This window comes from Actinomadura atramentaria DSM 43919 (assembly GCF_000381885.1).
Classification (GTDB): domain Bacteria; phylum Actinomycetota; class Actinomycetes; order Streptosporangiales; family Streptosporangiaceae; genus Spirillospora; species Spirillospora atramentaria.
Window position 1 is genome coordinate 413,371 of sequence record NZ_KB907213.1, and the last position, 9,626, is coordinate 422,996.

14 protein-coding genes are annotated in these 9,626 nt (G+C 72.7%); 5 read left to right on the top strand and 9 right to left on the bottom strand.

Annotated elements, in window-relative coordinates; genetic code table 11:
- Window positions 1-68 precede the first annotated feature (68 nt).
- Window positions 69-713: a hypothetical protein gene (locus G339_RS0117435; RefSeq protein ID WP_019632362.1), complete on the top strand. Its 645-nt coding sequence runs from the start codon at window positions 69-71 to the stop codon at window positions 711-713.
- A 125-nt stretch (window positions 714-838) separates the two neighbouring features.
- Here the strand turns inward: G339_RS0117435 and G339_RS0117440 are convergent, their stop codons facing one another.
- From G339_RS0117440 to rarD, 7 genes are all read right to left on the bottom strand, one after another.
- Window positions 839-1,447 carry a GTP-binding protein gene (locus G339_RS0117440; protein ID WP_019632363.1) on the bottom strand — a complete coding sequence of 203 codons (609 nt, stop codon included), beginning with the start codon at window positions 1,445-1,447 and terminating at the stop codon, window positions 839-841.
- Window positions 1,428-1,874 carry a DUF742 domain-containing protein gene (locus G339_RS0117445; RefSeq protein WP_019632364.1) on the bottom strand — a complete coding sequence of 149 codons (447 nt, stop codon included), beginning with the start codon at window positions 1,872-1,874 and terminating at the stop codon, window positions 1,428-1,430. Before G339_RS0117445 ends, G339_RS0117440 begins: the two co-directional genes overlap by 20 nt.
- Window positions 1,871-2,299: a roadblock/LC7 domain-containing protein gene (locus tag G339_RS0117450; RefSeq protein WP_019632365.1), complete on the bottom strand. Its 429-nt coding sequence runs from the start codon at window positions 2,297-2,299 to the stop codon at window positions 1,871-1,873. The genes G339_RS0117445 and G339_RS0117450 overlap by 4 nt, the downstream gene beginning before the upstream one ends.
- A complete protein-coding gene (locus G339_RS0117455; RefSeq protein WP_019632366.1) occupies window positions 2,300-2,539 on the bottom strand; it encodes a hypothetical protein in 240 nt (79 codons plus the stop codon).
- 410 nt (window positions 2,540-2,949) lie between these two features.
- On the bottom strand, window positions 2,950-4,557 hold the full coding sequence (locus G339_RS0117465) for a prenyltransferase/squalene oxidase repeat-containing protein (RefSeq protein WP_019632368.1): 1,608 nt from the start codon (window positions 4,555-4,557) through the stop codon (window positions 2,950-2,952).
- A gap of 350 nt (window positions 4,558-4,907) precedes the next feature.
- The gene (locus G339_RS0117470) at window positions 4,908-5,267 is read right to left on the bottom strand and encodes a hypothetical protein (protein WP_019632369.1); all 360 of its coding nucleotides are present in this window, start codon (window positions 5,265-5,267) and stop codon (window positions 4,908-4,910) included.
- Window positions 5,268-5,358: 91 nt separating this feature from the next.
- On the bottom strand, window positions 5,359-6,246 hold the full coding sequence (gene rarD / locus G339_RS0117475) for an EamA family transporter RarD (protein ID WP_019632370.1): 888 nt from the start codon (window positions 6,244-6,246) through the stop codon (window positions 5,359-5,361).
- 77 nt (window positions 6,247-6,323) lie between these two features.
- Between rarD and G339_RS0117480 the strand changes: the two genes are divergently transcribed.
- The 4 genes from G339_RS0117480 (at window position 6,324) to G339_RS0117495 (ending at window position 8,306) form a co-directional block, all read left to right on the top strand.
- The gene (locus G339_RS0117480) at window positions 6,324-6,923 is read left to right on the top strand and encodes a class I SAM-dependent DNA methyltransferase (RefSeq protein ID WP_019632371.1); all 600 of its coding nucleotides are present in this window, start codon (window positions 6,324-6,326) and stop codon (window positions 6,921-6,923) included.
- Window positions 6,924-6,933: 10 nt separating this feature from the next.
- Window positions 6,934-7,590: a peptide-methionine (S)-S-oxide reductase MsrA gene (gene msrA / locus G339_RS0117485; RefSeq protein ID WP_019632372.1), complete on the top strand. Its 657-nt coding sequence runs from the start codon at window positions 6,934-6,936 to the stop codon at window positions 7,588-7,590.
- Window positions 7,591-7,656: 66 nt separating this feature from the next.
- On the top strand, window positions 7,657-8,007 hold the full coding sequence (locus G339_RS0117490) for a type II toxin-antitoxin system RelE/ParE family toxin (RefSeq protein ID WP_019632373.1): 351 nt from the start codon (window positions 7,657-7,659) through the stop codon (window positions 8,005-8,007).
- A 5-nt stretch (window positions 8,008-8,012) separates the two neighbouring features.
- Window positions 8,013-8,306, top strand: a complete 294-nt coding sequence (locus G339_RS0117495; RefSeq protein WP_019632374.1) for a helix-turn-helix domain-containing protein — start codon at window positions 8,013-8,015, stop codon at window positions 8,304-8,306.
- Between the two features lie 85 nt (window positions 8,307-8,391).
- On the opposite strand, the gene G339_RS0117500 is transcribed toward G339_RS0117495, so the two are convergent.
- Both G339_RS0117500 and G339_RS0117505 read right to left on the bottom strand, forming a co-directional pair.
- Window positions 8,392-8,838, bottom strand: a complete 447-nt coding sequence (locus tag G339_RS0117500; protein WP_026341549.1) for a type II toxin-antitoxin system VapC family toxin — start codon at window positions 8,836-8,838, stop codon at window positions 8,392-8,394.
- Window positions 8,823-9,137 carry a hypothetical protein gene (locus G339_RS0117505; protein ID WP_240489837.1) on the bottom strand — a complete coding sequence of 105 codons (315 nt, stop codon included), beginning with the start codon at window positions 9,135-9,137 and terminating at the stop codon, window positions 8,823-8,825. Before G339_RS0117505 ends, G339_RS0117500 begins: the two co-directional genes overlap by 16 nt.
- Window positions 9,138-9,626: the final 489 nt, after the last annotated feature.

Here is a 9,626-nt window from a genome sequence, read left to right on the forward strand (position 1 = left end):
CCCGGGATTTCGCGGTGGTGGCGGGGACGGACGGCGGTCGATGATGAGGCGACGGCTGAGGAGGTCCGATGGGTTCGGTCGCGGTGCGGTTCGCGGGTGCGGGACTGGCGGCGGTGATTCTGCTCGGCGCGGCGGGCTGCGGCGGGACGGACGCGGCGGCGGGCGGCGGGAAGGTCAACGCGGGTGGCGGGAAGCCGGACGACGGCGCGGCCATGCGGAAGGCGGCGGCCGCCATCCCGCACACCTGCGCGGACCTGCTCCCGTCCGTCCGGGCCAAGTTCGGCGTGACGGGGAAGTACACCGAGTTCTACAACGACCCCCTCACCCACTCCCTCCCCGCCGACGACCGGACGCTGATGAAGCAGGACATCGGCACCTACCCCGGCCTCGACTGCGCGCTGGCCGACATGGACTCGGCCGCCAGCACCATCACGATGCAGATCAGGCCGAACACCGACTGGTGGGTCCGCAACGTCGTGTTCTCCCCGCCCGGCGACGCGATGCGCTGCACGGACTACGACCTGCCCGGCACGAAGCAGGGCAAGGAATGCCTGGTCGAGAACAGCACGTACAAGGAGGTCTCGTTCGCGCTCGTCACCGACGCCGCCACCGCGTACGGCAGCGTCAACCTGAGCGAGTCGTTCGAGCGGTTCGAGGAGCTGCGGGCGGCGGCGCGCGCCGACCTGACGGCGCTCGCCGCGCGCCTGCGCTGAAGCACGGGAAAGGGGAGGGACGCCGCGCCGCGTCCCTCCCCTCACCCGTCTCCCGGCACCCTGCGTACGGCGTGTCGCGAGGCCGCGGACGACCCCGCGACAGCCGGGCGCGGTCCCGGGAAGCCCTACGCCTGCTGCGGCTCCGGGGCGAGCCCCCGGACCTTCATCGCGTGCAGGATGAGGTCGATGAGCACCTTCTTGCAGGATTCGAGGCTGCGCGCGTCGCACAGCATGACCGGGACGTTCGGCCCGAGGTTCAGCGCCGTCTGGATCTCCGCGAGGTCGAACGCCTGCTCGCCCTCGAAGCAGTTCACCGCGACGATGAACGGCGTCCCGCGCCGCTCGAAGTAGTCCACCGACGGGAAGCAGTCCGCGAGGCGGCGGGTGTCGGCGAGGACGACCGCGCCGAGCGCGCCGAGCGCGACCTCGTCCCACATGAACCAGAACCGCTCCTGGCCGGGCGTGCCGAACAGGTACAGGACGTACTCGTCGCGCATCGTGATGCGGCCGAAGTCCATCGCGACCGTCGTCGTCTTCTTGCGCTCGACGCCCGAGACGTCGTCCACGCCGACGCTCTCGTCGGTCAGGACCTCCTCGGTGCGCAGCGGCCGCGTCTCCGAGACGGTCCCGACCATCGTGGTCTTGCCGACGCCGAAGCCGCCCGCGATGACGATCTTGACGGCGGTCGGCAGCCGGCGGCCGTCCGCGCCGCGGCTAGAGAGCCCGGAGACCATCGATCACCGCCTTGTAGAGCCTGATGTCGTGCATGTCCGCCTCGGGTTCGGGTTCCTGCATGCTGATCAGACCCTGGTCGAGCAGGTCGCCGAGCATGACGCGCACGGTGGCGATCGGCAGGTCCAGGTGGCCGGTCAGTTCGGCGACCGACATGACCTGCTGGGTCAGCCGGAGGATCGCCAGGTGCTCGGGGCCGAGGCCGAGCTGGCCGTCGGGCTCGGGGATCGCCGCCACGACGAGCGTGATGAGGTCGAACTTGCCGCGCGCCGGTTCGAGCCGTCCGCTGGTCATCACGTACGGCCGCACCATCGGGCCGGACGGGTCGTCCAGCAGCGGCGGGACGGGCGGCGGCGCGGGCTCGTGCCAGGCCGGGCGCGGCGGCTCGTCGGGCCAGCGCTCCTGGGTGGGGTCCTCGGGGGGCATCATGTCAGCGGCCGTCCCTCGCCGCCCTGCGACTCGGCGCGGGTCGGCGTCGACAGGTGGTGGCCCATGCTGGTGACGAGCATCGCCATCTCGTAGGCGATGAGGCCCACGTCGGCCTCCTCGTCGCTCAGCACCGCCAGGCACGCGCCCTTGCCCGCGACGGAGACGAGCAGGAACGCCGACTGCATCTCGACGATCGTCTGCCGTACCGCGCCGCCGCCGAACCGGGTGCCCGCGCCCTTGGCGAGGCTCTGGATGCCCGCGGCGACGGCGGCCAGGTGCTCGCCGTCGTCCTGCGACATGCCCGCCGAGGACGCCATCAGCAGGCCGTCGGCCGACAGCACGACCGCGTGGCGGGAGTGCGGAACCCGGCCGATCAGGTCGTCCAGCAGCCATCCGAGGTCGGCCGATGAACCAGCCTTCTGCATTTACTCGTCCTCGCCTTCAGTGGATCGCTCGCTCGGGGGTGCCGCCGCCTCGCTCCGGCCGCGCCGGGTGCCGCGCTGGTAGGAGCCCATGATCCGCTGGATCTCCGCGGGCGAGCGGACGGGGGCGTCCGGCCGTTCGCCCGGCGAGGCGTCGGGGGTGTCGTCGTCGCGCAGTGTGGGGGCAAGGTTCGCCTGGGGCACCCGGACGGGCAACCCGGAGGGCGTGGTCGGATCGGACACGAGTGGGGGGTCCTCCCGTTCTCGGGATCGGGACGTCCGCCTGCGCGGGCGCCCGGACGCGTGCGGGCGGCGCGCGCCGCTCGCGATCCCCGTCCCGGTCATGCCGGTCCGCCGAGGAGATCGCCCGTGTGCCCCGGCGCCGTGAACGGGGTCCACGGACGCGGGTAGCGGAAGCCCATGGCAATCGCCCCAACAACGTAGAGGTAAGTCCGCAACCGGTTCGGCTGGGAAAACAGGAACGTGACGTCCGGGTGATGGCGGACGGCGGCTGGAAGAAGGCCGTCCTTCCATACGGCGTAGAACACTAGCAACACGGCCATATCCGCTCAAGTGAATCATCTACGTCGAGCATGACGATACATTTCACGGTCACGCCGTGTGACCCGATTCACCCGATCGAAACAGGAACTTTACGCCGAAATCAGTTGCAACGCGGCGATCACCGCGGCGCGGATGATGGCCGTCGGGTGGTAGAGGTCCTTGTCGTGCCAGAGGGCGGGGCCCTCGGGCGCGCCGGCCAGCGCGGTGAGCAGCGCCGGACGCGCCCGCGCGACCGACTCCGCGCCGTCCGCGCCCGGGGTCAGCGCGAGGATCTGCACCGCGTACGCCGTCTCCTCGGCGGTGCCGTGCCAGACGCCCCACGCGCCGTCGGGGCGCTGCGAGCCGAGGACGAACCGGCGCGCCCGCGCGACCGCGCCCGCCGACGCGGCCGGGTCGAACTTCGCCAGCGCCACCGCGCAGCACGCCGTCGCGTAGTAGGGGGAGGCGTGCCAGCGGTCGGTCCAGCTCCCGTCCGGGTTCTGCCGCGCGCGCAGCCACGCCGCGACCTTCGCGACGACGGCCCGGTAGCGCGCCGCGTCGGCCGCGCCGACGACCTCCGGGGCGGCCGCCAGGTACTGGCCGAACGCCTCCAGGACGTGCGCGTTCGTCGTGGGGGACGCGCCGTCCTCGCCCTGCCAGGTGCAGAAGTGGGTGTCCAGCTCGTACGCCAGCAGCGGGTCGGGGCGGTGCGGCGCGCCGAGCAGCGCCAGCGCGTACAGCGCACCGGACGTGGTGTCGGCGTCGGCCGGAAGCCCCTCGGACGCGGGCGTGCCGAACGGGCCGAGCGGCGCGGTCAGGCTCAGCGTCAGCACCGGCGGGACGTCCACCGGGACGCCCGCGCGCAGCAGCCACGCCAGCACCCACGCGCGCTCGAAGACCGTCAGCGGGAACCCGACCGGGACCGGGCCGCCGTGCTGCCCGGCGGCGGCCTCCAGGTGCCAGCGCGCCGGGTTGCTCGGGTCCGCGGGCGGGTTCGGGCCGAGCCACGCGGCGGTCGCGGCGGGGGACGCGCCGACCGTGCCGGTGGACTCGGGGACGATGCCGGGCACGTCCGGGGCGGCGTCGCCCGCGACCTCCAGGGCGTGGACGAGCTTCTTGGGAACGGTCGCGCCGCTCGCGAGCAGGCCGCGGACGAGCGCGAGCTTGCCGTCGTCCAGCTCGGCGGGCAGGACGATCCGGCGTCCGGCGTAGGCGGCGAGGCCGGGCACGGGCCGGTCGCGGAGCGCGGCGAGGTGCCCGTCGATCCGCTCGGCGAGGTAGGGGGCGATCAGCTCGATCGCGGGCATGTCGGGCAGCGGCCGGTCGGGCGACGACGGCCCGCTGAACCGGGTGAAGACGGCGTCGAGCGCGCGGGCGGCGGCGTGCGCGACCGCGCCGCCGTGCGCGCCCGGGTCCGCGCGGAGCACCGACAGCAGGGCGTCGGTCGCGCTGAGCGTGGGGACGAGGGCGTAGCCCGCGACGGGCGCGCCCCACGAGCCGTCCGGGCGCTGCGCGGCCAGCAGGAACGCGACGCGCTCGCGGTGCCCGGTGAGCCAGGGGGTGTGGGCGACGAGCCGCCCGGTCTCGTAGACCGACGGCGACACCTGGCCCCAGGGGTGCTCGACGAGGCTCGCGACCAGCTCGGCGGCGGCGCCGGCGAGGCCGGCCGCGGGTGCGGTGCGGGGGATTCCGGTCGGGATCTGCTCGCCGATGCTCACGCGGCCGCTCCGGACATACGCGACGACACCTCGTTCTTGAGCCCTGTGGGGGAAGGGGCAGCCGCCGCGGTCCCGGGGTGAAGTTCCGGGCGACTTGCGTGTTATGTGGTGATTTTTTCGGAGTATCACACGGAAGAAATGTGCAATCAAGAGGGCTTGCGGTAGGGAAGTTTACCCCTGCGGTGATCTTCCTCACTTGACAATTATCGCGACGATTCACCGACTATCCTGGTCAGATGTCGGGTGCGCGGAAGTGCGTCCGTCATGGTCCGACAATCGTCATCGAGTGACAGTTCGGAATGCGCGCGGCTTTCCGGGGGCGGCACGGCGAACGTACGGGAAATTCCCCGTCACCCGGAATCGGAGCCCAGCGACGGCGGCAGCAGGATGCGCCAGGCGCGGCGCTGCTCCACCTCGATCGCGCCCCGGACCGTCCGGGGCCCGCAGCGGGCCGTCACCGGGTAGCGGCCGGGGCGCGCCTGCGCGCGGACGACCGCGACGCCCGCGCCCTCGTCATCCAGCCGGACCGGCGCGGCGAACGCCGGGGAGGACGCCAGCCCGCCCGCGCCGCAGCCCGGCGCGCTGATCGGGGTGCGGCGGCCCGGCGCGGTCTCGTCCGGCGGGCCCGCGATGCTCGCCGCCCCGGACGGGGCCGCGAGCCCCGCCGTCACCAGGACCGCTCCGAGCGAGGTGGCGACCAGCAGGCGCATACGCGGACGACTCCTCAGACGGGCCGGGGGAGAGTGACGAACGGCACTTTAGCGGGCGATCGGTGATCCGCTCCATCCCTCACACCGGCTCTCAGACGGGCTCGGGCTCCGGTTCGGGGCGCGTCCGGCGCGTCCGGCGGCCCGCGACCAGGCCGTCTCCGGTGAGCACGACCAGCGCGCCCCAGACGAGGACGAAGCCCGTCCACCGGCTCGCGGGCATCTCCTCGTGCTGGACGAGCAGGCCGATGAGGAACTGGAGCGCGGGCGTGAGGTACTGCAGCATCCCGACCGCCGACAGCGGCAGCCGCGTCGCCGCCGCGTTGAACAGCATCAGCGGGACGGCCGTCACGATCCCGGCCGCGGCGAGCAGCAGCGCGTGGCCGACGCCGTGGTGCGCGAACGCCGCGTCGCCGCGCGCCTCCAGGACGCTCGCGAAGACGAGCGCGGGCACGAACATGATCGCCGTCTCGACGGCGAGGCTCTCCGCGGACGGCATCGCGGCGAACTTCTTCGCCAGCCCGTACGTGGCGAACGAGCACGCCAGCACGAGCGCGATCCACGGCAGCCGCCCGTAGTCGGCCGTCAGCGCGGCCACGGCCGCGACGCCCAGCCCGACCGCGAGCCACTGCGCGGGGCGCAGCCGCTCCCGGAAGACCACCACGCCGAAGACGACGCTGATCAGCGGGTTGATGAAGTAGCCGAGGGCGCCCTCGATCGTGTGGCCGGAGTTCACCGCGTAGATGTAGACGCCCCAGTTGGCGCTGATCGTCACGGCGGCGACGGCGAGCAGCGCCAGCCGCCGGCCCGTCAGCGCGCGTATCCAGCGCCAGTTGCGGGCGGCGGCGAGGACGACGGCGACGGCGACGAGCGACCACATGATGCGGTGCGCGAGGATCTCCGCGGCGCCCGCGGGTTTCACCAGCGGCCAGTAGAGGGGGAACAGGCCCCACAGCGAGTACGCCGCGATACCGAAGACCATGCCACGACGGTTGATCACCGAAGCACGCTATCAAGGGCGTAAGTAACAAAACAGGTCAGACTACTGGCAGGAGGCCCATGTCCGAGGGGTACGACGCCGTCGCCGACGAGTACGCGGCCCGGCACGCCGACGACCTGGAGCACAGCCCGCTGGAGGCCGCCCTGGTCGACCTCGCCGGGACGGCGGGACGCGCGCTCGGGCCCGTCGCGGACCTCGGCTGCGGACCCGGCCAGGCCGCGCGGCGGCTGCACGCGCGCGGCGTGACGGCGCTCGGCGTGGACCGCTCGCCGCGGATGGTCGCGCTCGCGGCGGCGGCCGGGCCGGGGATCGGGTTCCACGTCGGGGACTTCCGGCGGCTGGACGTGCCCGACCAGGCGTGGGGCGGGATCGTCGCGCGCGACGCCGTCGTCCACCTGCCCGTGCGGGAGCTGCGGCCGGTGTTCCTGGAGTTCTTCCGGGTCCTCAAGCCGGGCGGCGTCGCGGTGGTGACGTTCTTCGCCGGGACGGGGGCGTGCGCGGTGCCGGGCGGGCCGCCCGCCGTCCGGCACGAGCGGGGGGACGTCGAGACGGCGCTGGAGAAGTCCGGTCTGGAGCCGTTCGCGTATGTCGAAACCCGGGCGTTTCCGGACGGAACCGATACCGCGCGGGGCCAGGTGGCGGCGCGGCGCGCGAGCTAGCCTGAGAGGCATGTTCGGTTTCGCGAAGTCCGAGATGGTCGCACCCGAGAAGGCGCTGCCGGGCCGCCCGGAGGCGCTGCCCGTCCCGTCCCGCCACGAGGTGCTGGACGCGCCGCTCGCCCCGCCGTACCCCGACGGCGCGGCCGTCGCGGAGTTCGCGATGGGCTGCTTCTGGGGCGCGGAGCGCGTCTTCTGGCGGACGCCCGGCGTCGTCTCCACCGCCGTCGGCTACGAGGGCGGCTACACGCCGAACCCGACGTACGAGGAGGTCTGCTCCGGGCGGACCGGGCACACCGAGACCGTCCGCGTCGTCTACGACCCGGCGCGGATCGACTACGAGACGCTGCTGCGCGTCTTCTGGGAGAACCACGACCCGACGCAGGGGATGCGCCAGGGCAACGACGTGGGCACGCAGTACCGCTCGGCGGTCTTCGTCCACTCGCCCGAGCAGCGCGCCGCAGCCGAGAAGTCCCGCGACGCCTACCAGGACGTCCTCACCAAAGCGGGCCTCGGCACGATCACCACCGAGATCACCGACGCCCCGCACTTCTTCTTCGCCGAGGACTACCACCAGCAGTACCTCTCCGACGCCAAGAACCCGAACGGCTACTGCGGCCTCGGCGGCACGGGCCTCACCTGCCCGGTCGGCATCGCCCCCACGGAATGACCCCGCCGCCGCGGTCTCTTCGGAAACCGCGACGGAGACGCGACCAGGCTCTATAGCATCCCTGCTATGTCTTGGGGTACCGTGGAGCTTGAGCCGGAAGTACGGGAGTGGTTGGAACGCCTGCCGACGGCGCAGTTCGCGACGGCGGCGTTCTACATCGACCTGCTCGCCGACCAGGGGGTGCTTCTGGGCGAGCCGTACACACGGCAGCTCGACGGAAAGCTGCGGGAACTTCGATTCCATCTCGACGCCGAGGCCGTGCGGGTGACGTACTGGATCGCGTCGGGCAGGCGGATCGTCCTGCTCACGGTTTTCCACAAGACGCGCATGCGGGAGGACCGGCAGGTTGAGCGGTCCCGACGGGCGCTGCGGCTGTGCGCGGCCGAGGCGCACGCCGTGGCCGCCGAGGAGGAGTGAAGCCGATGGGTGAGCGGTCCGACTGGAGCGCGCTGCGGGAGCGGCGCATGGCCGAACCCGGCGCGGCCGAGGCGTACGACGCCGCCCGCCTCGCCTATGAGCTGGGCCGCGCCGTGCGCGCGCTGCGCGACGAACGCGGGTGGAGCCAGAACGAGCTGGCGGAGGCCGCGGACATGACGCAGTCGGCCGTGGCCAGGTTCGAGGCGGGCGGCACCATCCCGACGCTCCCCGTCCTCGAACGCCTGGCGCGGGCGCTGGGAGCCGAACTCGTCGTCCAGTTCCGAACCCCCGCCGCCTGACCTGTCTTCGACGACGGCCCCGGCATCCGGCCGACGAGCTGAGCCGCGGCGACGAACGCGAGCGGGCCCGAAGCGGGCGATTCCGTCAGACGCGGATCCAGTTGATGGGGGACGGGCGGTGGGCGGCGGCCTCCTTGCAGAGGACGGGGATGTGCGAGGCGTCGCTGGAGGCGATCTTCGCCGGGCCGCGGCTCTCGGCCGCGGTCGCGACGACCAGGGCGTCGACCACGCACTCGTGGCCCGTCAGGCCCGTCGAGGTCAGGAGCGCGGCGGCGGCGTCGGCGATCGGCTCGGTGACCGGCACCACGGTGAGCCGGGAGCGCAGCCACGCGAGCCGCTTCCCCGCCGCGCCGTCGCGGCGCTGCTCGGCGATCGTCACCGCGCTGATCACGGGGACGTAGTCCTGGCGCGCGGCGACGTCCAGCAGGGCGTTCATCCGCCGGTCGTCGTCGGCGAGGAGCGAGAGGCCCTGCGCGTCGAGCACGAAGACCGGCCCGGCCGGGGTGACGGGCCCGGTCACTCGCCGTGCCACGCCGCCTCCGCCTCCGCGCGCTCGTCCTCGGTGAACTCGCCGTGGCGCGCCGTGTGGTCGTCGACGATCTCCTGCGCCATGAGCAGCGCGAGGTGGCGTTCGGCGGCGGCGTCGAGGAACTGGGAGAAGCCGCGCGCGCCCGTGCGCGCCTCGATCTCGGCGACGACGGACTCGCGGAGGGTGACGGACTTCTTCACCGTCCTGTCGGAGTGCTCCCGTGGCGCGCCCCCCGGCGCGGGGCGGCCGGCGCGGCGGCTCCGTCCGTGCGGTTGGGCGTCCGGCTGCTGCGTCTTGGACATGGGACGAGAGTACTACTAGAAGTAGGATAACCGTCGCCGCAGGGGTGTTGGGTACTGGATTGGTAGGGAAATGGTGGTGTGGGGTGGGTGTTTGGTGGGGTTTGTGGGGGTGTGGGTTGTGTGAGGTATTTGGGTGGGTTGGCGGGGTGGGGGCCGGTCGGGTTGTTCCCGGTGGTGGTGTGGTTCACACGTAGGGGTTGGGGAACGTCGCTGGTGGTGCGGGCTTTCGGGGTTCTGTCAATGGGGGTGGTGGGATTTTTCGGGTGCAATTTTTTGGAAATCTGATTTGGTTATTTGGGAGGGTCGGTTGGGCGGGTTGCTTTTGGTGTTCATGTTCTTGTCATTCGGGGGATGGCCTGGTTTTCGGTGATCTCTGTAGGGTGGCGGGTTTCGTTGGCGGGGGTGGTCGCGGGGAGTGCTGCCGGGGGTGTGGCTGGTGGGAGGGGGCGGGGGTCGTGGACGGGTGAGGGGTGCGGGGGTGGGCGTGCG

Bases quoted from the DNA above. Each gene is read 5' to 3' on its own strand.
- msrA (WP_019632372.1), top strand. From the start codon at position 6,934: ATGTTCGGTTTCGCGAAGTCCGAGATGGTCGCACCCGAGAAGGCGCTG.
- G339_RS0117445 (WP_019632364.1), bottom strand. From the start codon at position 1,874: ATGATGCCCCCCGAGGACCCCACCCAGGAGCGCTGGCCCGACGAGCCG.
- G339_RS0117440 (WP_019632363.1), bottom strand. From the start codon at position 1,447: ATGGTCTCCGGGCTCTCTAGCCGCGGCGCGGACGGCCGCCGGCTGCCG.
- G339_RS0117470 (WP_019632369.1), bottom strand. From the start codon at position 5,267: ATGCGCCTGCTGGTCGCCACCTCGCTCGGAGCGGTCCTGGTGACGGCG.
- G339_RS0117435 (WP_019632362.1), top strand. From the start codon at position 69: ATGGGTTCGGTCGCGGTGCGGTTCGCGGGTGCGGGACTGGCGGCGGTG.
- G339_RS0117480 (WP_019632371.1), top strand. From the start codon at position 6,324: ATGTCCGAGGGGTACGACGCCGTCGCCGACGAGTACGCGGCCCGGCAC.
- G339_RS0117490 (WP_019632373.1), top strand. From the start codon at position 7,657: ATGTCTTGGGGTACCGTGGAGCTTGAGCCGGAAGTACGGGAGTGGTTG.
- rarD (WP_019632370.1), bottom strand. From the start codon at position 6,246: ATGGTCTTCGGTATCGCGGCGTACTCGCTGTGGGGCCTGTTCCCCCTC.
- G339_RS0117450 (WP_019632365.1), bottom strand. From the start codon at position 2,299: ATGCAGAAGGCTGGTTCATCGGCCGACCTCGGATGGCTGCTGGACGAC.
- G339_RS0117505 (WP_240489837.1), bottom strand. From the start codon at position 9,137: ATGTCCAAGACGCAGCAGCCGGACGCCCAACCGCACGGACGGAGCCGC.
- G339_RS0117495 (WP_019632374.1), top strand. From the start codon at position 8,013: ATGGGTGAGCGGTCCGACTGGAGCGCGCTGCGGGAGCGGCGCATGGCC.